The 21,204-nt window shown below is 61.1% G+C and carries 21 protein-coding genes; 15 read left to right on the top strand and 6 right to left on the bottom strand.

Features of this window, described 5'->3' with window-relative positions; genetic code table 11:
* Positions 1-263 precede the first annotated feature (263 nt).
* Positions 264-1,409, top strand: coding sequence for a helix-turn-helix domain-containing protein (locus LG294_RS07460; RefSeq protein WP_404290994.1), 1,146 nt, complete (start codon positions 264-266; stop codon positions 1,407-1,409).
* A 101-nt stretch (positions 1,410-1,510) separates the two neighbouring features.
* Here the strand turns inward: LG294_RS07460 and LG294_RS07455 are convergent, their stop codons facing one another.
* Positions 1,511-2,569, bottom strand: a complete 1,059-nt coding sequence (locus tag LG294_RS07455) for an Lrp/AsnC family transcriptional regulator (RefSeq protein ID WP_404290992.1) — start codon at positions 2,567-2,569, stop codon at positions 1,511-1,513.
* A 159-nt stretch (positions 2,570-2,728) separates the two neighbouring features.
* Between LG294_RS07455 and LG294_RS07450 the strand changes: the two genes are divergently transcribed.
* Positions 2,729-4,009, top strand: a complete 1,281-nt coding sequence (locus tag LG294_RS07450; protein WP_404290990.1) for a M20 family metallopeptidase — start codon at positions 2,729-2,731, stop codon at positions 4,007-4,009.
* A complete protein-coding gene (locus LG294_RS07445) occupies positions 4,006-5,379 on the top strand; it encodes an MFS transporter (RefSeq protein WP_404290988.1) in 1,374 nt (457 codons plus the stop codon). The genes LG294_RS07450 and LG294_RS07445 overlap by 4 nt, the downstream gene beginning before the upstream one ends.
* 274 nt (positions 5,380-5,653) lie before the next feature.
* Here the strand turns inward: LG294_RS07445 and LG294_RS07440 are convergent, their stop codons facing one another.
* The 3 genes from LG294_RS07440 to ffh form a co-directional block, all read right to left on the bottom strand.
* Positions 5,654-6,175 (bottom strand): RES family NAD+ phosphorylase, encoded by a 522-nt coding sequence (locus LG294_RS07440; RefSeq protein ID WP_404290987.1) that lies wholly within the window; start codon positions 6,173-6,175, stop codon positions 5,654-5,656.
* A 95-nt stretch (positions 6,176-6,270) separates the two neighbouring features.
* On the bottom strand, positions 6,271-7,065 hold the full coding sequence (locus LG294_RS07435) for a hypothetical protein (RefSeq protein ID WP_404290985.1): 795 nt from the start codon (positions 7,063-7,065) through the stop codon (positions 6,271-6,273).
* A gap of 154 nt (positions 7,066-7,219) precedes the next feature.
* A complete protein-coding gene (gene ffh / locus LG294_RS07430; protein WP_404290984.1) occupies positions 7,220-8,785 on the bottom strand; it encodes a signal recognition particle protein in 1,566 nt (521 codons plus the stop codon).
* A 329-nt stretch (positions 8,786-9,114) separates the two neighbouring features.
* Here ffh and LG294_RS07425 point away from each other — a divergent pair, with 329 nt between their 5' ends.
* From LG294_RS07425 to LG294_RS07380, 10 genes are all read left to right on the top strand, one after another.
* A complete protein-coding gene (locus LG294_RS07425; RefSeq protein ID WP_404290982.1) occupies positions 9,115-9,807 on the top strand; it encodes an esterase/lipase family protein in 693 nt (230 codons plus the stop codon).
* A gap of 127 nt (positions 9,808-9,934) precedes the next feature.
* The gene (locus LG294_RS07420) at positions 9,935-10,858 is read left to right on the top strand and encodes an SDR family oxidoreductase (RefSeq protein WP_404290980.1); all 924 of its coding nucleotides are present in this window, start codon (positions 9,935-9,937) and stop codon (positions 10,856-10,858) included.
* A gap of 14 nt (positions 10,859-10,872) precedes the next feature.
* Complete coding sequence (locus LG294_RS07415; RefSeq protein ID WP_404290978.1) at positions 10,873-11,052, top strand: DUF6480 family protein; 180 nt, start codon at positions 10,873-10,875, stop codon at positions 11,050-11,052.
* Positions 11,042-11,734, top strand: coding sequence for a cyclodeaminase/cyclohydrolase family protein (locus LG294_RS07410; protein WP_404290976.1), 693 nt, complete (start codon positions 11,042-11,044; stop codon positions 11,732-11,734). Before LG294_RS07415 ends, LG294_RS07410 begins: the two co-directional genes overlap by 11 nt.
* 204 nt (positions 11,735-11,938) lie before the next feature.
* A complete protein-coding gene (locus LG294_RS07405) occupies positions 11,939-12,469 on the top strand; it encodes a hypothetical protein (RefSeq protein WP_404290973.1) in 531 nt (176 codons plus the stop codon).
* Positions 12,466-13,890: a phytoene desaturase family protein gene (locus tag LG294_RS07400; protein WP_404290971.1), complete on the top strand. Its 1,425-nt coding sequence runs from the start codon at positions 12,466-12,468 to the stop codon at positions 13,888-13,890. The genes LG294_RS07405 and LG294_RS07400 overlap by 4 nt, the downstream gene beginning before the upstream one ends.
* Positions 13,891-13,988: 98 nt before the next feature.
* Positions 13,989-15,011 (top strand): iron-containing redox enzyme family protein, encoded by a 1,023-nt coding sequence (locus tag LG294_RS07395; RefSeq protein ID WP_404290969.1) that lies wholly within the window; start codon positions 13,989-13,991, stop codon positions 15,009-15,011.
* Positions 15,008-15,211 (top strand): CDGSH iron-sulfur domain-containing protein, encoded by a 204-nt coding sequence (locus tag LG294_RS07390; RefSeq protein WP_404290967.1) that lies wholly within the window; start codon positions 15,008-15,010, stop codon positions 15,209-15,211. The genes LG294_RS07395 and LG294_RS07390 overlap by 4 nt, the downstream gene beginning before the upstream one ends.
* A gap of 65 nt (positions 15,212-15,276) precedes the next feature.
* Entirely contained in the window at positions 15,277-16,368 is a 1,092-nt protein-coding gene (locus LG294_RS07385; RefSeq protein ID WP_404290965.1) for a YbdK family carboxylate-amine ligase, read from the top strand.
* A 373-nt stretch (positions 16,369-16,741) separates the two neighbouring features.
* On the top strand, positions 16,742-17,071 hold the full coding sequence (locus tag LG294_RS07380; RefSeq protein ID WP_404290963.1) for a hypothetical protein: 330 nt from the start codon (positions 16,742-16,744) through the stop codon (positions 17,069-17,071).
* Between the two features lie 54 nt (positions 17,072-17,125).
* Here the strand turns inward: LG294_RS07380 and LG294_RS07375 are convergent, their stop codons facing one another.
* Positions 17,126-17,338 carry a hypothetical protein gene (locus LG294_RS07375; RefSeq protein WP_404290961.1) on the bottom strand — a complete coding sequence of 71 codons (213 nt, stop codon included), beginning with the start codon at positions 17,336-17,338 and terminating at the stop codon, positions 17,126-17,128.
* A 570-nt stretch (positions 17,339-17,908) separates the two neighbouring features.
* On the opposite strand from LG294_RS07375, the gene LG294_RS07370 reads away from it, so the two are divergent.
* Together LG294_RS07370 and LG294_RS07365 are read left to right on the top strand one after the other, a co-directional pair.
* Positions 17,909-18,100, top strand: coding sequence for a hypothetical protein (locus LG294_RS07370; protein WP_404290959.1), 192 nt, complete (start codon positions 17,909-17,911; stop codon positions 18,098-18,100).
* A 246-nt stretch (positions 18,101-18,346) separates the two neighbouring features.
* Complete coding sequence (locus tag LG294_RS07365; protein WP_404290957.1) at positions 18,347-19,630, top strand: hypothetical protein; 1,284 nt, start codon at positions 18,347-18,349, stop codon at positions 19,628-19,630.
* Between the two features lie 175 nt (positions 19,631-19,805).
* Here the strand turns inward: LG294_RS07365 and LG294_RS07360 are convergent, their stop codons facing one another.
* Positions 19,806-21,026 (bottom strand): ammonium transporter, encoded by a 1,221-nt coding sequence (locus LG294_RS07360; RefSeq protein WP_404290955.1) that lies wholly within the window; start codon positions 21,024-21,026, stop codon positions 19,806-19,808.
* Positions 21,027-21,204 lie beyond the last annotated feature (178 nt).

Here is a 21,204-nt window from a genome sequence, read left to right as displayed (position 1 = left end):
CCTGAAGTCCTTTGTTTCGTTTTCTACGGTGTTCGCCTACCCGTGGAGGTTGTATCGCGGAGCTCGGGCACTTCTCGCGCCCGTATCCAGCAGGACCTGCGAAGCCTAACTATGGATATACGCACAACTTGATGTGGCTCACTTTCATCAAATTTAGTGCCTGACATTCAAGGGCACAATGGATGAAAAGTGCTATGGTCATCCTGATAACTGTGCATCTTCACAGTTAGGTGAACCATAGGGATTATGCGGAGGCGGCAATAATGGCCGAACAAACATGGGCGGGCGTGCTCGATGAATTACTTGTTGACGTGGACTCGCTCGTGGATGAGTTCATCCGGATCCTGGCCCCGGATCCGGCCTACGGGCAATCTTCGATATCACTCGCGGAACTGCGAGCTGTGGACCGAGAGGTTTTTGTGGCGCTGATCCAGTTCCTCAGGGATCCGGTAGCCAATCACGGACAGCTCAAGCGCCTTGCCTCGGAGCTGGGAGCACGACGGGCCACCGACGGCATTCCATTGGAGAATCTGGTCGCAGCGATCCGGCTGGATTTCAACATCATCTGGTCGGCATTGAGCAATCCTAAATACGGACTGCCCGCGGATATTCAGGTTGCCCATGGCCAGCGCGTCTGGGAAGCGGTGGAAATCTACACCGCCCAGGTGCACACGCATTATTCCGAAGCTCTGCGCGCCAAGGACCTGCTCGATCGTGAAACCCAGCTGCGGAATCTGGCGCTTCTCTTCGGGGAATCGACCCCAGGCCAAGCGGATCTGGCACGCATCGCGGGAACGCTGCGCATCGAGGAGCATGCCAACTTCAGGGTCGTTGCCACCAACCGCGCGGACCTGCCGCGTGCCCTGCGGCGCTTGGAGCCCCGGGTCACCGGGCGAATCTTTGGCTTGGAGCTCGCCCACGAGGCCTTGATTTTCTGGGAGACGAACGCTCCGGCCTGGCAGCAGCTGTCCTCCGAGGAATCCTCGGCCGTTTCGGTGGTGCCGTGCGCCGTCGCGCCGATTGCCCGCGGCATCAGCGAGCTTCGCGCGGCGGCCGGCATAGCCCGCGAGGTGCTCGCGGACCTGCCCCTGGGGATGGCCGGCGCGCACACCCCGCTGGACCGCTGGCGAACCATTGCGCATCACCGCATGGCGCTGGTGGGCTGCGACCCGAGAAGCATGGTATTCCGGCTCCTGGAAAGGGTCCCGGAGGCCGATCGCGAGCGGCTTTTGCAAACGGCCCGGATCTACCTGAGCACCGGCAGCCTGTCGATGACCGCAGAACGCGAGTACTGCCATCGCAATACGGTCATCAACCGCCTGGATTCCTTCGCGAAACTCACCGGTGTCGACCTGCGCCAGCCCTCCGGAACGGCCCTCGGCCTCCTCGCGCTCAGCGAGGAAAGTTGATGCGAAAATTGCCCACGCAAGGACCAAGCTGAGCCCGCAGTTGATTCCCCGCTGGCGCCGGCTTTAGAGACTGGCTCCAAGATCCACTGAGCCCTAGAGCTTCAGCTCGATGCCCTGGTCTCCCCGGCAGCCGGAGTGCTCACTTCGCTGGCTTCAGACCACACCGATCGTCCGCCTCGTCCCATATTCCGGTGCATCCGCTTCCACGTGCGCAGGTGGAGGATGGATTCAACGACATCAACGCGTGCCCCGGAACCGACCAGGCGCGCCTCGAATGCGGCCGACTCCTCCAATGTGCGGCTCAACGCGGTGATCACGATATTCGCATCTCCCACGGTCACCGCCACCAGGCGCAGCCCCCGGTATTCGCGCGCCACCGCGGTCAGCGCTCCGATATCGCCTCCCGGAACACGAAGGAACCAGGACCGTTCGATAGGCCAGCCGCTGACGTCGTAGGACATCTCGCAGCGCACGGTCACCGCTCCGGCCGCGAACAGCGCGCTCAGCTGCCGGCGCACCGTCGCTTCGTGCCGGCCCAGGGTTTCGGCCAGATGCGCGACGCTTGCGCGCGGCTCGCGGATCAAGGCCGCGGCCAGCGCCTTCTTCTCGTCGTCCAGGGCTGGTCCCGAGGATTCCCGCCACGCCCCCGGCCCGCTGCGGCTGGCGCTGGCCTGCGCGAGCTGGCGCTGCTCGGCGTCCAGCGCATCCAGCCGCCAAGAGGCGCCTTCGGCAAGCAGCCGCGCCACGTAGCGCGCGTGCACATCGAGCACGCCCGGGATATGCGCGAACCGGTCAAGCACGCTGCCCACAAGTCCTTCCAACCGATCGGCTGAAATGGTCAGATGCACCTGCGAAGCGCGTGCTCCTTCGCTCAGCGCCATGACGCTTTCATGGGCGCACAGCTCGGCTATGGCCGATTCGCGCTGGGCCATGTCCAAGCTCACCGTCGCAAACGCCATGGCCGCGCGGGCGCCCAGGGACTCGTAGGCAACCAGCCACGCCAGCCCCTGGGACTCCAGCCGTTCCCAGCGCTGCGCCGTCGCGGCCGGTGACCTTCCGATGATCTCCCCCAGGGCCGCCCAGGTGATTCGGGGCGCTATCTGCATCGCGTGCACTAGCTGGCGGTCGAGCTCGTCGACCGAACGTGACGTAATCGTCATTCCAGGCACCTCCTGTGCACATGATCGTCGGTGAGCCGGGCCATTCGTGCAGGAATTCCCCCATTGTGCCCTGCCTCACTTGGCTCAAGCCTAGTATCTTACTCAACCAATACGCGCCAGCCTAAGCCGCCGCGTTCAATGACAATGGAAGGACCAGGCATGGACGCTCGCGCATTCGCCTCCGACCTCGCGAAAGATCTCATAGAGCTTCGTCGGGACATTCACCGCCACCCCGAAGTCGGCCTCGATCTGCCGCTCACCCAACGCCGGGTGCTGCGCGAACTGCAGGGACTGGGATTGGAGATCACCCGCGGGAAGGCGCTCAGCTCGATCACCGCGGTGCTGCGCGGAGGCGCACCGGGCCGCCCGCACTCGCAGGCCCCGGTAGTGCTGCTCCGGGCGGATATGGACGCGCTGGCCGTGCAGGAGGAAAACGACCTGGAATACGCTTCCGAGATCCCCGGGGCCATGCACGCTTGCGGCCACGACCTGCACACCTCGATGCTCGTTGGCGCCGCCCGGACACTGGCAGCGCATCGCCATGAGCTGGCAGGGGATGTGGTGTTCATGTTCCAGCCCGGCGAAGAGCTCCACGACGGAGCGGCCCTGATGGTCGCCGAAGGGGTGCTGGACGCCGCGGGACGCCGCGCCGATGCGGCCTATGCGCTTCACGTTTTCACCGGCCACGGCCAGCTCGGCTCCTTTTCCACGCGGGCCGAGACGATCATGTCGGCCGCCGATACGCTCAAGGTCACGGTGATCGGACGCGGCGGGCATTCATCAGCCCCCTATCGGGCCATCGACCCGGTGCCGCTCGCCGCGGAGATGGTGCTGGCGCTGCAAAGCTTTACGACGCGCCGCTTCGACGTCTTCGACCCCGTGGTCATCGGCATCGGCGCAATCTCCGGCGGCGATCTGGACGCCCCCAACGCAATTCCCGAGCGGGTGCGCTTCAACGCCTCGGTGCGTTCGTGGTCAACCGCCGCCCGCGAGCGCTTCCATAATGAGGTCGGCCCGCTGCTAGCAGGAATCGCCGGGGGCCACCGGGCACAGGTCGAAGTCGAGGTCCTACCGGGATACCCGGCCACCATCACCGATCCGGCGGAAACCGAATTCACCGCGCGGACCATAGCGAAGCATTTTGGTGCCCAGCGCTTCACGAGGCTGAAGAATCCGCTATCCTGCTCGGAGGACTTTTCCCGCGTCCTGGCCGAAGTGCCAGGATCATTTATCGTGCTCTCCGCCCCAGATGCCGTGGCAGGCCAGGGCGAACCGGCCGATAACCACAGCGCGAAAGTGCGCTTCAGCGAATCGGTGCTCACCGACGGCGCGGCGCTCTATGCCCAGCTCGCTGCAGACCGGCTGGCCGAACTCGCCGGCGGGACCACCGCTTTGGATCTGTCCATACCCGCACCATCACTTGAAAAGGCCGTTCGATGACCACGAAAAGCTCAATAGAAGACAACCGCCGCGCCCTGGTAGGCTCCGGGTTCGGCAACGCGCTGGAATGGTTCGACTGGTCGATTTACGCCACTTTCGCCCCGTTCTTCGCCTCCAGCTTCTTCAACGCAGATGACCCGGTGTCCGCATTCCTGTTCACCCTGGTGGTGTTCGCCGTCGGATTCGTCGGCCGCCCCATCGGCGGGTTCGTCTTCGGGCGGCTGAGCGACCGCATCGGCCGGCGCACCACCATGTCAATCACCGTCGGGCTGATCGCCGCCGGGGCGCTGCTCATCGGGCTGAGCCCGAACTACGCAACCATTGGCGTGTTCGCTTCGGTGCTGCTGCTCGTCGCCCGGCTCACGCAGGGATTGGCCTATGGAGGCGAACAGCCTGCGGTCGGTTCGTACCTCTCCGAACGCGCCCCGGCAAAGAGCCGCGGGCTGTGGTCATCGCTGATCTACTCCTCGGGAACCGTCGGCGCCACCGCCGGGCTGGTGCTCGGCGGAATCTTGTCGGCGCTGCTCAGCACCGAGTCGATGAACGATTGGGGCTGGCGCATCCCATTTGTCATCGCCGGCCTCGGCGGTCTCTACGCGCTGTGGATGCGTCGCAATATGCCCGAAACCGAACAGTTCACCGAGCAGCGGGAGGACGCGGCCGCGAAGACCTCCGCAGCCGAGAAGAAGCCAAGCGTGCTTCGCGATATGTGGATCATGCGCCGTTCGGTGCTCCAGGTAGTGGGGATGACCGTGGGCATGACCGTTGCCTACTACTACTGGGTGGTGGCGGCTTCCTCGTATTCGATCAGCGTGCTGAAGGCCGATCCCACAGCAATTCTCTTCGCCGGAACCTGCGCGAACCTCTGGTTCATCGCGTTGCTTCCACTGTGGGGCATGCTCTCGGACCGAATAGGACGCCGTCCGGTCATGCTCATCGGATACATTGGCCTGATCATCACGGCGTTCCCGCTGTCCACCCTCATCGACGGCGACCCGCTGCACTTGTTCTTTGCCATGGCCGGAAGCGCCGTGTTCATGACAGCGATCGTCTCGATCGCACCGGCAGTATTCTGCGAGCTCTTCCCCACCCGGGTGCGCACCGCAGGCGTCGCGGTACCACTGGCGGTGGCCACCTCGATCTTCGGCGGCACCTCGCTCTATCTGCAGACCTGGCTCTCCACCACATTCGGTGCGCATGCGTTCCTGATCTATATGACCGTGCTCTTGGCCATCTCGGCCTTCACGATCTTCATGCTCCCCGAAACCAAGGGACGTGAACTCAGTGACGACACCGATTCATTCACCGGCGCAAGAAGGGCTCCGCGCGGCCAGCAGAAAGCTATGCGGTCGCTGGCCGGTTCGAAGTAGCCTGCCCGGATTGCGGGCGGTGGCCGCCGTTCACTCGATCTAGATCGAGTGAAGGGCGGCCACAGCTCGTTGTCGCTTAAAACGAGCATCCAGGCTGAAAACCAAGGAAAAAGAACATGGGTTCCGGTAGAAATTATCCAGACGCACTAGGCAAAGCGATGCCCAAAGGCCAGCGTGGAGAAAAGAAATCCTCGCCCGCAAAACGGAACGATGCTGCAATTGCGGGCTACGTGACTTGTGGAGCTCCAAAGTCGCTCAGCTTGGACGCTGATACTCATGGAAGCATGATGTCGATGCCCAATCCGGCAAGGTAATTACCCAGCCAGTCGAAGTCTGGACCGGCCGCAAAAATACGGCCCCGATCGCCCAAAGCAGTTAGGTCTCCGGGGATGACACGGTCGCCGAAAAAGACGTAATCCCGGTCGCTACTGCGCCGGTTGCTCATCCAAACCATGCCTTCGAATCCAGCCTTGTGTGCGGCTTCAGCCCAACGAACTGTGCGGCCGTACTGCGAAGACGAGGTGCCGGTAACAAGCTTGGCTTCGGTTTGGAGATTCCGCGGGCCGTCGCCCATGAGCGAAACGAGCCGTAGATTCCGAGTGGGCGTCAACGGGGCGCAGATTTTGTCGGCAATATTGTCGTACATGACCCGTCCGGGCCCTGGCGGAACTTCATGCAGGATGGTCTCGCAGACTGCGGCTTCCTCAGTCTGCGCTGCATAAAGGACAGCGACTGCGGGTTCCCCGAAGAAAGCGAATCTGGTGGCGGACCCGAAACCTGGGTTGAAATGCGTCACGCCACCCGTTCTGGCGTTGCTAAATACGCGGTAGAGCGGCGTGCCGGACTCCAGAATGCGCTCCTCCGGATCAAACGGTTGTCCCGGGACGTACCTCACCATTGGATGTCGAAGGACTGCCGAGCCGCTTCCACAACTTTGTCGGGTTGGGAAGAAAGGTGGTCAACTGGACGACTTCCATCAAGGTAGCCTGTGCGGGAAGTCATCCACAGCGCCAAGCTTGCCTCGGATCGTCCGGCGCTATCAGCGACACCGATCAGCTCAGAAATAACCGACAGAATCATGTGCTCTACGCGGTCGAACTGGAAGCCCGGATAGCGCAACCCTCCTGGACGCCTAACTGCGATCAGCTTCCCCTTGGAATGCTGTTCAGAGGCGTAGCTGCGGTTCGGCGACTTGGAACCAACGAGCGCGGATACTTCAAGGCTGGTGAATAGGCCGAATTCAGCTTCTAGTTCCCGCCAGGCATTCTCTGTCGCCGCCAAATTGCGAGCCAACTGCGGTGACACGGGCGTCACCATTTCGGCAAGGGCCGGCGCCAACGCCGCGATGCTCTGTTCCATGTTCATGGCAATGGAAGTCAATGGATGAACAGCGGAAGGCGGCGCCAGCAGTGGATCTATTTGATCGCGGATCTCGGTTACGATATTTTCCAGCGATACGCTCAGACTACCCGTCGCGCCGTGCACTAGCCGAGAGCCAATCGGCATGCTTGATCGACCAAGCTCGACTAGTTCCTTCATCGCAGCGACCCCGGAAGAAGCTTGGGCCTCCAGAGCCCGCAGTCGTTCCGGCGTCAATGGCTCTACCTGCAGGTTACTGTCGGTCCGGAGTTGTGTGTCAGCAGCGATTTCTCGTGCTGGCTTCCTTCCCTTCTTACCCATGGCCATACTCGTCTTCCTGACGATCCCTACTTTTATTTTACGCGTCTGGTTCGTCAAAAGGTAGGATGCCAAGCAGTGCCCGGTGCTGTCACGGCACATAGAAAACTGCGCCCCGCGAACCAAAAGGTCCACGAGGCGCAGCTTGCACAAACTTGAAGAACTACTTGTTACCCAAGTACTTCTCAAAACCTGCTGGCAGGTTCAGGCTCGACGGATCGAAGTCCTGCTGGGCGCCCTGGCCGAACGCCGAACCGGCAGGTGCCGAGGCCTTCTTGGTCTGGGCTTCCAGCTCAGCCTGCGCGGCCTTGGCAGGGTTGCCGAACTTCTGCTGTTTCTTGGCCTTGCCCTTGGCTTTTGCCTTGCGAGCGGCGCCCTTACCGGCACCAGGCATTCCTGGAATACCGCCGCCGGCTGCCATCTTCTTCATCATCTTCTGCGCTTCGGTGAAGCGTTCGAGCATCTGGTTGACCTCGGACACCGCGACACCGGAGCCCTTGGCGATACGCGCGCGACGCGAACCGTTGATGATCTTCGGAGCCACGCGCTCGTGCTTGGTCATCGAGCGAACGATGGCTTCCACGCGGTCGATCTGGCGCTCGTCGAACTGCTCGAGCTGCTGGCGGGAGATCTGCGAGCCGGGCATCATGCCCAGCATCTTCTTCATCGAGCCCATCTTCTTGATCTGGGCCATCTGGGCGAGGAAGTCGTCCAGGGTGAAGTCTTCCTGGTCGGCGAACTTCTTCGCCATCCGCTCGGCTTCGCCCTTGTCCCAGTTCTTCTCGGCCTGTTCGATGAGCGTCATCACGTCGCCCATGTCCAGGATGCGTGAAGCCATGCGGTCCGGGTGGAAGATTTCGAAGTCGTCCAGGTTCTCGCCGGTGGAAGCGAACATCACCGGTTTGCCGGTGATCGAGGCGACCGATAGGGCTGCGCCACCGCGTGCGTCGCCGTCCAGCTTGGACAGGACGACGCCGGTGAAGTTGACGCCTTCATGGAAGGCCTGGGCGGTGTTGACCGCGTCCTGGCCGATCATCGCGTCAATGACGAACAGCACTTCGTCCGGGTTGATGGCCGCGCGGATGTTCGCCGCTTGGGCCATCATCTCGGTGTCCACGCCCAGTCGGCCGGCGGTATCGACGATGACGATGTCGTGCAGCTTGACCTTCGCCTCGGCCACACCGTCGCGAGCAACGGCGACCGGATCGCCGGTGGCGGTATCAAATTCTGAGGAGACGCCCGGGTGCGGGGCGTAAACAGGAACGCCTGCGCGTTCACCGTTGATCTGCAGCTGCTTGACCGCGTTGGGACGCTGCAAGTCGCAGGCCACCAGCAGCGGAGTGTGGCCTTCGGACTTCAGGTGCTTCGCGAGCTTGCCTGCCAGCGTGGTCTTACCTGCACCCTGCAGACCTGCGAGCATGATCACCGTCGGAGGGTTCTTTGCCAGGTTCAGGCGGCGGGTTTCACCACCGAGGATGCCAACGAGTTCCTCGTTGACGATCTTCACAACCTGCTGTCCCGGGTTCAGCGACTCGGAAACCTCTAGGCCCAGTGCGCGTTCTTTCACCTGGGCTACGAAGGCGCGAACCACCGGTACTGCGACGTCGGCGTCCAGCAGGGCGCGGCGGATCTCGCGGGCGGTACCGTCAATGTCCGCCTCGGTGAGGCGACCCTTGCCACGCAGGTTCTTGAAGGTAGCTGTCAGGCGATCGGAAAGTGAATTAAACACGTGCCGGGCACTTCTTTCGATAGGTCGTATGGTGCGCATCAAAAAACCGCACAGGACTCGACTTATAAGAATATCAACAATCAAGGCGTCGGCTAACCGCTCCCACACCAACGCCCTGAAATTCTTCGAAGAACACCGCCGGCGGCGCCTGGATTCAAAAGCAATTTGCGAAGTCCGGCCTGCCTCGCAGTCTTTGGCAGGGGGCGTGCCACAATAAAAATGCCAGATGCGCCCGCAAAGCTTGTTTGGCCTGAGACTCAATCGGCATCAGTTGCCAGCTCACTGTGATTCCGCCCCGACAACCACGGCAGGAGTAAAAGGTGAAATCCATGCTGCAGCACGGCGAGCAGGCCTTCGCATGGCTGCTGGACTACTTGTACGCCGGTGCTTGGCAGTTGCGTGCACTACTGCCCTCGAAGCTTGCACAGCACTTGCGCACGAGCACCGATGCGCAGGCGGAGCACATTGTCCTTATTCCGGGCATCTGGGAAAGCTGGCAGTTCATGACTCCACTGGCCCGGTATTTGCATCAGGCAGGATATCGGGTGCATGTGGTTCCGACCTTGGGCTACAACCGAGGCACGGTACCGGCGATGTCTGAAATCGTCGCGAGGTATCTGGCCGATGCGGACTTGCAAGAGGTGGTGCTCGTAGCGCACAGCAAAGGCGGGCTCATTGGCAAATACTTGATGGCGGCCTCGACCCAGGGGTACCGGGTCAATAAGATGATCGCGATCAGCACCCCGTTCTCCGGATCAGGTTATGCCCGGTACGCACCGATTCGCAGCTTGCGGGCCCTGTCCCCCAATGACGTCGGGGTACTGAAACTGGCGGCTAACTTGAGCGTGAATGCGCGGATCATTTCCATTTTCAGCCGCTTCGATCCACATATTCCCGGCGGTAGCGAGCTCGCAGGCGCCACTAATATCAAACTCGAAACCATGGGCCATTTCAGTTTGCTCAATGATCAGCGGCTCAAGCAGGCAGTACGCGAGCATCTTGGTCCGACTGGCTCCGCGTAAAGCGGGCTTGAAAAAACCCGTTTCCCGAACGTTGCCCGTGAGTCTTGCGAGGGCCTTGAGACCTGTTCGCCGGTGTCCTAGCGTGAAAGATCCGAGCAGTAAAACGCACCGAGTAGGAGGATCTTCGATGACTAACCCCGAATCCGCTTCACATGGCACCGAAGCTCAGCTTTCCCTGGACAATCCGGTAACCCGCCATCCTAAGATCTCACCGCCGAAGCAAGATCAGCCAGAACCCGGACTCGATGCCAAGCTTGAGCCAGCTGCAAATCACGGTGAAACCTCCTACGTGGGAACCGGTCGGTTGAAGGGCCGCAAGGCCCTGATCACCGGAGGTGACTCCGGCATCGGTGCTGCGGTGGCGATTGCCTTCGCCCGCGAAGGTGCAGATGTGGCCATTGCCTATTTGCCAGCGGAAGAAGAGGACGCCCGCAAGATCCTCGAACTCATCGAGGCCGAGGGCCGGGTCGGCATCGGGCTGCCAGGTGATCTGCTGGAGGCGGATTACCGCAATACGCTGGCCGACGAAGCAGCCCAAAAGCTAGGCGGACTCGACATTCTGGTGAACAATGCCGGGAAACAAATCGCGATTCAGAGGTTCGAAGACCTCACAGATGAGCAAGTTCTGGAAACTTTTCAGGTGAACATTTTGGCCATGTTCACCATCACCCGCTCCGCGTTGAAGCACTTTCCAGACGGAGCAAGCATTATCAACACCACATCGGTCCAGGCTTATGACCCATCGCCCGCGCTGTTGGATTACGCGTCGACGAAGGCTGCAATCAATGCTTTCACCAAGGGGCTGGCGGTCCAGTTGGCGCCGCGAGGCATTCGGGTCAATGGTGTAGCTCCCGGTCCCATTTGGACACCGCTGCAAGTTTCTGATGGCCAGCCCAAGGACAAGCTGCCTAAGTTCGGGCACAACGTTCCGCTGGGGCGCGCGGGGCAACCGGTAGAGCTGGCCCCAGCCTACGTGTTCCTCGCCTCGGCCGAATCAAGCTACGTTGTCGGCGAGACATTGAACGTCAACGGCGGCAAAACCACCCCCTAGAAAGGACGGAACCCATGAACGGCAACGACCCTGCAAAGTCCTCGGAACACGAACCCAAGGACGCCGGAGCGACATCCAACCCTGACCCGGAAGAGCAGAGAATCACCGGTCTGGAACCTGGCGGCGGAGTTCCTCCGGGAGAAACACCACCCGGAGAGGGCTCCATGAGCCAAGACCAGGGACATGACGAATAGCCAAGAGCCGCCCCAACCCGCGGATAGTTCCGGATCCACCACGACGCAGAATTCCTCTGTTCTGGACTGGACCAGCGCCTTGGCGCAATCCAACGGGGCTTTGGGTGGCGGGGCTGGATCAGGAGTCATGCTGGCCATAGCTGCCTCGCTGATTTCCATGGTGTGCGGATACACCTCAACGGAGGAGAAGGGTAAACAGCAGATCCTGACTCTGATGGATTCCAAGGCGAAGGATCTCAAACGCGAAGCCCTCCGTCTGGCCGATGAGGACGCCGAGGCTTCGGCTGCTTTCGGGGCGGCTTTCCGCAAGGATCCTGGACCGGACCGGGAGGAGGCCATCGCTCACGCCTCGACCGGCGCGGCCAAGGCCTCCGCCGCCCTGGGCGAATTGGCCATACCGGCTATTGCGGATTTGAAATGGCTAGCAGCGCACGGGAACCCGGCGCTGATTGCAGATGTTGCCGTTGCGCTGGGAGCGTTGCGTGCGGCGGTCACCGGCGCACGCACCAATGTCAGTTTTGATCTTTCCAAACTCGCTACCGGCGGAACCGATCTTCGACAGGTACGCAGCGAGCACACACGCTTGTGGGAGATGGTCGAGGCGTTGACAGCCGCCCGGGACGAAATCGATGAGATTAGCGCGGATATCGATCACCGCGCAGCTCCCACCGACGCCGGATGAGCACGTGAAGACCCACTCATTTATCGCTCCAGCTTCCCCGGGACCAGCTGAGCGTCAGATGGCGCAATACTGGAAACACAACCCCTGAAGCATGGGAATAACCCGTGTGATCCGCCCGGAGCATTGGCAAGGCGAGGCAACCGGCCTATCGTTCGAATTAGCTAATAACCATGAGCTCCACTTCAGATGCAGAGGAACACCGCGATGCCGCACAACTCGATCGACCAGGATAAATTGCACAGCTACCTCAGCCAGCATCTGCTGGGGTCCGAATCCGGACTGAATCATTTTGAAGCCGCGAAGGACACTTGGGCCGGAACCGCGCACGAAGAGCGTTTCAACTCGTTGTGGAAGCAAGTCGAAGAAGATCAACGCGATCTGGAAGCGCTCATGGATCAGTTAGGTTTCAAGCGCGGACCCCTGGCGCAGGCCGCCGCCCCGGTGGCGAAACTTGCCGGTATGGTCAACCCGTTCAACCCCTTCAGACAGCGCAAGATCTCCGCGGCGCAGGTCCAGCTCGATGTGCTCACCGGACTGCTCAACGCAAAATTGCGCATGTGGCAGACACTGCAACTGATGCTTGATGAAGAACCCCGGCTGGACCGGGCCCTGCTGGAGGATCTGGAGCAGCGTGCGCTGTCCCAGATCAACCAATTGGTGATGCTCAGTGATGAAACCTGGCAGGACCGCTTCGCGCCCGAGCAGACGGAAGGCAGCTCTGGAGGCGGGAAATGACGCGCAGGGCTAATATCGTCGGCGCCGGTCCCAACGGGCTCACCGCGGCGGCGGTGCTGGCCGAACACGGTTTCGAAGTCCAGGTTTTCGAGCGCAATCCGAAGGCGGGAGGAGCGGCGGCTTCGGGCAGCACTCTTGGAGAAGGCATTGTGGTGGATCTGGGTGCGGCGGCGCACCCCTTCGCCTACGGCAGTCCGGCCTTCGCGCACTTCAACCTGGCCGGCCATGGCTTGGAGTGGAAATTCCATGACAACCCGCTGGCCCATCCGCTGCAGGATGCCGACTCGGTGCTTCTGCACCAGGGGCTCGATGAGACCGCGGAGCAATTCCCCCGGGATCGGCGCGCCTGGCAGCTGCTCCATGCTCCCATGGTGCGCCGGCCGCAGGACATCTTGGAGAATGCCACCAGTCCGCTGCTGGGTATTCCGCCGCACCCGGTGCTGATGGCACGCTTCGGGGTGCGCTCGCTGCCGCCGGCCCGAATGCTCACCGCAGCGATGCTGCGCACCCGCGAGGCCAAAGCGCTGTTCGCCGGTTCCAGTGCGCACTCCATGCTGCCGCTCGAGCACCCGTTCAGCTCGGGTTTCGGGGTGCTCTTCGGAGCGCTCGGCCAGTCCTGGGGCTGGCCGGTGGCGCGCGGCGGCACCGGGAGCATCATCGATGCGCTGCTGCGCGTGCTGGATGGCCTTGGCGTGCAGCTCCATACCGGCACCGAAATCACCGACCTGGCTCAGCTGCCTCCTGCGGATCTGAACTTGCTGGATCTCACCCCGCGCCAGCTGCTGGCGGTAGCCGGCTCACGGCTATCCCCGCGCTACCGCAACCAGCTGAGCCGCTGGCGTTATGGAACGGCGGCGTACAAGGTCGATTATCTGCTCGACGGTCCGGTGCCGTGGAGCGATCCGCGCACGGCCAACGCCGGGACCGTGCACGTGGTGGGAGATGCTTCCGAACTGGCCAGCGCCGAACGCGAGGTGGCCGCCGGGCGGATGCCGCAGCGCCCCTTCGTGATGGTGGTCCAGCCTTCCTCGGCAGATGATTCCCGGGCACCGGCCGGCCAGCACGTGATCTGGTCCTATGCGCACGTGCCGCAGGGCTATGCCGGTGACGCAGGAGACCTGATCGACGCGCAGATCCAACGCTTCGCCCCGGGCTTCAAGGACCGGATCCTGCGCCGCGTGGAAACCAGCCCCGCCGGGTTGGAAGCCTGGAACCCCAATCTCATCGGCGGGGATATCGGCGGCGGGTCCCTGAGCGGCCTGCAGCAGTTCCTGCGCCCCACCGCTTCCTTCTCCCCCTATAGCCTCGGGGTGCCGGGGCTGTATGTATGCTCCTCCTCCACGCCTCCCGGGGGCGGAGTCCACGGCATGGCCGGCTGGCACGCCGCGCACCGGGCGCTCAAGGATCTTGGCCGAAGCTGAGAGAATTCCGGGAGCCAGCAGGCGGTCCGGACTAATCATCCGCCTTTCCTCTAGGCTGTTCTCTACTGCACCCCACCTAGCAAGTAAGGAAGGACCAAATGAAAATTCCACAGCCTCGCGGTATCGCCAGTTCGCTGTTGCTGGAGCTCTTGGCGGGCAACGATCCTTCGCATGATTTGCAGGGCTTGAACGACGCGGCCACCGAGGCGTTGGCCGCCACCGACATCCTCTACGCCGAAGACCTGCAGCTATGCCTGTTCTCCCTCTACGAACTGCACTACGGCGGTTTCGAGACGGTGAGCGATAACTGGGAGTGGCATCCGGGCTTGCTGGCTTTCCGGGCCAGGCTGGAAGCGGCCTTCGAAACCCGGCTGCGTGAGGCCGTCGGCGACATCGGTCCCATCCCCGATACCGCAGAGCAGGTGGCCGCCAAGCTCTTCGAATTGGCGAACTCTGCGTCCGGCCCCTCGGTCTCGGAATTCGTTTCGCGCCACGCCAGCGTGGAGCAGGTCCAGGAGTTCTTGATCCAGAAATCCATCTACCAGCTGAAGGAAGCCGACCCCCATACCTGGGCCATCCCGCGGCTGAGCGGTCGCGGCAAATCCGCCTTGGTGGAAATCCAATTCGACGAATACGGCAGCGGACGGCCAGGGGCGATGCATAGCGAGCTATTCGCCAAGACCATGGCCGGGTTGGATCTAAATTCCGAGTTCGGCGCATATATCGATGCCATTCCGGCAATCACCCTGGCCTCGGTTAATATGATGTCGTTGTTCGGCCTGCACCGCCGGATGCGCGGGGCCATTGCAGGGCATCTGGCCATCTACGAGATGACCTCCTCGATTCCGAGCTCGCGATACGCCCGAGGGCTGCGCCGGCTTGGCTTCGGCAGCCCGGTGACCGATTACTTCGACGAACATGTGGAAGCCGACGCGGTGCATGAGCAGATTGCCGGGCGCGACCTCGCCGGCGGGCTGATCGAAGCCGATCCCGGGATTGGAGCTGAGATTTTCTTCGGAGCGCACGCGGTGTGCTTCATCGATGACCTGCTGGGGCGCTGGCAACTGGATGCCTGGAGCCAAGGACACAGCTCATTGCGCACGCAGGAGGCAATCAAGTGAACGAACCGAAAAGCGAAACAAGCATCGTCGTCTGCCCGCGCGGACCGCTGCTGGTGCGTGGGGACTTCGAGATCCTCGACGCCGAGGGACAGCCTGTTCCCCGCACCCGCGGCACCGTCGCATTATGCAGATGCGGAGCGTCGGCAATCAAGCCGTACTGCGATGGTTCGCACAAATTGAATGGCTTCGAAAACAGCTGAACGCCCGGATCACTCCGTCTCGGCATTTGCCCATGCAGCTGCCCTTTTGAGAATAGAGCTGCCTCGTGAAGAGAACCCTTGGCATCGAAGAGGAATTTTTCCTTTTTGATGCGCGCTCCTACCAACTCGCCCCGCTTGATTCCGAGCGAGCCGAGCAGTTGCTCCGGCTTAATGCCCAGGTGCACCCGGGCAATGTGCAAACCGAGTTCCTCGCCGCCCAAATCGAGATTGCCACGGCGGTGTGCGTAGAGGCCGGGCAGGCGCTGGATGCATTGCGTGCAACGCGCCAGCTATTGCTGACCCGCGCCCGCGAGCTGGGCGTCTTTCCTGCAGCCATCGGCACGCCGCCCGCGCTGCCCGAAGATCCAGCGCAGATTACCGACGCCAGCAGATATGCCCAAGTTCAACAGCTGGTGCCGGGACTTGCAGATGAGCACTACATCAGCGGAATGCATATCCATATCGGAGTGCCGGACCTTGAAACCGGAGTCCGCGCGCTCAATGGCCTGCGTCCGTGGTTGCCGGTATTGACCGCGCTGAGCAGCAATTCTCCCTTCTGGCGCGGCCAGGATACTGGCTTCAGCTCCTGGCGCACCATTCAGTACCGCCGATGGTCAATCAACGGGATACCGCCTCACTTCGACGACGTGGCTAGCTACCAGCAGCACAAGGAAATACTTTTGAGCTCCGAATCCCTGCCGGATGCCGGGCATATTGGCTGGAGCGCCAGACTCTCCGAGAAATTCCCTACGGTTGAGATCCGATCTAGCGACGTCCAGACGACCAGCGCCGAAGCAGTTGCGCTGGCGGTGCTGATGCGGGCACTGGTGGATACCGTGCTCCAGCGTCCCGCCCCCGAATGCCAGGGGTCGTCCGAGCTGCTCCAGCTCGCTCTTTGGCAGGCGGCCAGATCCGGACTCCAGGGTAATCTCCTGGACCCATGCACCGGAGTTAATGCCGCGGCATCCATTCACGTTCGGCAATTGCTGGACTATGTAGCCTCGGCGCTACGGTCCAACGATGATGAGGAGCTCATTGAACAAGCCGTAGAGAAGTGGCTTCGCAACGGAACGGGCGCCCAACGCCAGCGTTCCGCCTGGCACACGGGAGGATCTAGGGCGCTTCTCGATTCGGCCCTCGCCCACTTTGCTGATTAAGCATCCCGGGCCTCCAAGGCGCGAAGATTGCCCGCCAATAAAACTACTGATTAGTGGCGATGAAACCTGAAAATTTCCTGAGAATGCAGGGAATAACTCTGAAATTAGTGGCGAAAGTGATAATTTCTAGCGACACTCCCGTTTTGCCGTTGCAGGTTCACGCCTTGCTGAAGCTGAGGGCCGGCAACGAGCAGGCAACTGCGGATGTCACTGAGTTGAGTTGAGAAGTATCGTCTAGAAGTGGAGGGTAGTTCAAATGCCAGGTCGGCTAGTCAGGTCCCAGACGGCACAACGCGTTGCAGAGTTGCTGGGATCAAGAGAAGGAAGAAAGCATCTCGCGTTATTTGGATGGAAATCGGGGATGCCTGTCATCATGACTCAACCTTCGGAGAAGTTGGATGACGTGATGGGGCTGGTCTCGGTGCATAAAGGCCCCGTACTGGTAGCCATGACCGAAACGAGCACGGATGCCTTGAGGCTGCTGCATGTTTCCGAGCCGTCGCCCGCGCTTGAGCTCGTCGCAGAGTCTGGCCCGGATTCTCGAATCGACGATTTGTTCAGGCGGGCCGAACAGCGCGGGATGTCGACCTTCCGCGTGAGGTACTGGAAACATAGCGCAGTGGCCCACGTCATTCCAGCCTTCGTTGCCCCGGCACCGATACAACCGCTCGCAGTTCCTTCCCGGTTCACGGGGTCGCGCTAACCGGTAGGCTGCCAGGGAACTTTCCTCAATCGGCATTAGCAGTCCAGTGGACTGCTAATGCCGATTGAGTTTGCTTGAGGTTGCCACCAGCTCGAGGAGTTGCTGGACTTCCTCCACACGGGTGTTCCAATAAGCTCTGTCCAGCCCGAAGCCTCGCTCGGATTCTTCGGCCGTCATCCGGAAATCATCTCGATAGTCTTCAAGAGCGTTCACCAAGTCGGCGAGTTGGTCCTTGGTCAACGAAAGGTGAAGGATCCGCTCAGCCATGTGTCTACCTCCCTTGCTCGGTCTTGCCCCGACGGGCAATTGCAGGTCTGCCTGTTGCCTCGAGGCTACGCACTGATCTCGCCTCCCGCACGAATACTGAGCGGATTACCAGCCTCCGGTCAAGGCACGCCCATCGACTGGCAGTTTCCACCTGCTCCTCGCGCAGTTCCTTGCCGCTGGAGCTTTCTCCCTCCGGCGAGCGCCGTCCTAGGCTGAGGTATTCCGCCGCTGACCGGTTGCGGGTGCAGAAGACGCCGCGGTCGCCAGCTCTAGGCATCGGCGAAGGCCGCAGATCGTGGCGGGAGCCTGCTGGTACGCACCAATGTCACGGCCACACTGGCTCGTGACTGCATCTCATCTGAAGGAACGTGGTCAGCGGCGGCCGACATTTTCAGCTAGTTCGCAGGTTCAGTTATCAGATCGGGAGAATGTTCCCCGCAATTCCGGCCTTTGAGGATTCACAGGGAACACGCACGCACCCTTCCTTGTGCCAGCCACCTGCCTCTGGAAGTGTCAGCAGTATCTAGCAGTCAGCTGGTACGCACGTTGCCACCCAAGAAAGGCCACAGCATGTCCTTCGTTGATAAAGCCAAAGAACTATTCGACAAACTCAAGGACCAGACCGCATCCCCGGAAAAGCCAGGGGTCGGAGAAGAAGAGCCCTCCGATGCCGCCTCAGCCGTGCAATACGACGAAGACCCTGTGGTCGGCGCTGATCCCGATTTGGATCCCTCAAGTGATGACCAGTACGACAACCAATAGGTTTCCGACCAATCACGGATAGCGTAGACCGGCAAGGCCCATTCGGTCGCCGCAAAATTCGTGGCCGAAGACAAGCGTCAATGAGCTGAGGCGTGTGAGCAGCAAGCCTGGTTCATCAGAACTTTGACCCGCAAGCCATAACTACTGAAATTCCATGCACGCAGTACCGGAGCATTTGCTCCGGTACTGCGTGCATGGCTCGAAGACTAACCAGACCCGCAGCGGTACGAGAATCACTCATGCTAAGTGGCCTCCGCTTTGCATCAAGCGGATCAAGGCACAAAAACTCACTCGGGAACCGGCCTGGTCTTATATCTTCGAGAAGACTGGGTGCTCTTGGCGTTCGCCCGCGCAGTTCCTAGTGTGGGCGTAGTGGCGACAGCTGCCAAATACAATCTCGTCGCACATCGGAGGTGCATCATTCAACAGCAACAGCAAGGTCTGCGTACCGTAGGTCTACTCGCCGACCCAGGGATCGCCCAAGTATTGGCAGGCAAAGTACGTCAACGTTTGGAAAAAGCATTAAACGATAATGCCGAGAATCAGGTCCGCTGGTCTGTGCAAGTAGACCCGTTCACTTTGCCCCTTGATGAATCTGGGCAGGTGATGCTCAACAAGCATGTAGGCTCGCTGCGCAAGAAATTCGGCTGGGACTACATCATTTACCTCACCGACTTACCACAGTACGGACAGGGCCAGCCTGTGAGCCGGAGCATCAGTCAATCATTCGGCGCCGCAACATTGGTGGTGCCGAGCCTTGGAATGGCCCGACCGAAAAACCTCACCACCGCCTTGGTGGACATCCTGCGTGAATTGGCTGGCGGTCGAAAACCACTGATGCCTACTTCCCTTTCGGCCCGTGCCTTTTCGGTGAGCGGTAGCCTGCACGAGCCGAGCGAAGACGGCCGCTCATCAACAAGATACGTCAGCCTCAAGGGCCTGCGTGGACGGATTTTCCTGGTCTCCGGCATGGTGCGCAGCAACAGACCTTGGCGGCTGGTCCCCCAGCTGTCCTCGGCGCTCGCCGGGGCGGCGGCCACCGGTGCCTTCGGCGTGTTCTATACCAGCATCTGGTCCATGGCCGACTACCTCAGCAGCCTCCGCCTGGCGCTGATCACCGTTGTCAGCATCCTGCTGTTGGGGCTATGGCTGCTGTTCCACAACAGGCTCTGGGAACGTCCACGCGGCAAGCACTACCGCGAACGCCTGGTGCTGTACAACACCTCTACGGTGCTGACCGTGATGTTGGCGGCAACTGCAATGTACATTTTGCTCTTCATTGCGCTCTTGCTCGGCTCGATAGTAGTCATTGACCAAGGTTTCCTCGCCTACCAGCTGAGGCATCCCGTGGGCTTCGCCGAGTACGTCAACCTCGCCTGGCTGGCGGCGTCGCTGGGAACCTTGGGCGGGGCCATCGGGTCGAGTTTCGACCAAGTCGAATCGATCCAGCAAGCGACCTTCAGCCAGCGCGAATACGAACGCCGGAATATGGATTTCGGTGTGGACGGCAGCGGAACGCAGAATCCTTGATTGGTGCCGGCTGCGATGCGCCACTTGCGCACCTACCAGGACGGGCCGGCCGGAGGCCACGGACAGGTTGCGGCAAAAGCAGAGGAAGCCTGCCGCTGGCCCCATGAACCATTGGCAGGCTTCCTGCGGAACTGCCGAGTCGCCCCGGAGTTCTACCCCTTTATTTTCCTCATTGCTATTTGCTGGCCCAGTGGTACCCGCTTTCGTTGTGCTCTGCTGCGTCGATGCCTTCGATCTCGGTTTCGGCCGAGACACGCCACGGGGTGATCTTCTCGATGATCGTGGCGATGACCCAGGTCATTGCCGCCGAGAAGATAATGACGACAAGCAGCGTCATGAATTGTGCAAACAACTGGCCTAGTCCTCCGCCGTAGAAGAGCCCGCCTGCGCTCTCCTCGGTGGGCAGTGCAAAGAAGCCAAGGTACATGGTGCCGATGACTCCGGCAACAAGGTGAACGCCAACCACATCCAGCGAATCATCGTAGCCGAGCTTCCATTTCAGGTTGACGGCCCAAGCCGCACCGGCACCTGCAATCAGGCCAAGCAGCAGCGCAGCCCATGGGGCCAAATCGGCGCAGGCAGGAGTAATTGCAACTAGACCTGCCACCAGTCCGGAGGCAACGCCTACCGAGCTCGGACGCTGCCCACGCAGCTTCTCAACAAGAATCCAGCCGAGCACCGCCGCCGCAGGAGCTCCCATGGTGTTGATCCAGATAAGGCCCGCTTCCTCGATGGTGGTAGCGGCTCCAGCGTTGAAGCCGAACCAGCCGAACCAGAGCAGTGCAGCTCCCAGCATCACCAATGGGGTGTTGTGCGGCTGGGGACGATCATGGAAGTTGTGACGCTGTCCAAGTTTCAGCGCGAGGACAAGTGCCGCGATACCTGCGTTGGTGTGGACTACTGCGCCGCCGGCGAAGTCGATGGCTTCGCCGAAGAGCTGGCCCAGAACGCCCTCTTCGGAGAGCAATCCGCCGCCCCAGATCCAGAAGGCAACCGGTGCATAGACCAGCGAGACCCACAGCGGCACGAAGAGCAGCCAAGGTGCAAAACGGCTGCGGTCCGCGATGGCACCGGAGATAATCGCCACCGAGATCAGCGCGAAGGTTCCGGAGAACCCGGCGGCGAGCAGTCCGCTGGGTTCGGTGTTGTGCATGGCGATGTCGCTGAATGGATTGCCGATGATTCCGGCGATCGCCGGTTCCCCGGCCGAAAGCGAATATCCCCAGAGAATCCAAACGATCGCACTGAGCGCGGCGGCCGAGAAGCTCATCAGCATCATATTCACCACGCCTGTAGAGCGGGTCATTCCGCCGTAGAACAGGCCTAGTGCCGGTGTCATCAGAAGAACGAGCGCTGCGGCGATCAATATCCATAGGCTGGCTGTATCTAACTCCATGGGGTCCACATCTCCTCAAAGGTGTTAGGTGTATCGGTGAGTGAATCAGGTTCTTTCAAGTACTAATTCTTAGGCACCGATATTTCGAGGGCCTCCACCTTTCGTTTCCGGGGTGTGACATTTCACGGGTTGGCGTGACGTTCAGTTCTCCTAAGTGTTTCCGGCAGATTTCCGGATA

It is taken from the genome of Glutamicibacter arilaitensis (assembly GCF_044793945.1).
Classification (GTDB): Bacteria; Actinomycetota; Actinomycetes; order Actinomycetales; family Micrococcaceae; genus Glutamicibacter; species Glutamicibacter arilaitensis_B.
The sequence above is the reverse complement of the archived record's forward strand: the minus strand, read 5'-3'. Positions and strand labels throughout refer to the sequence as shown.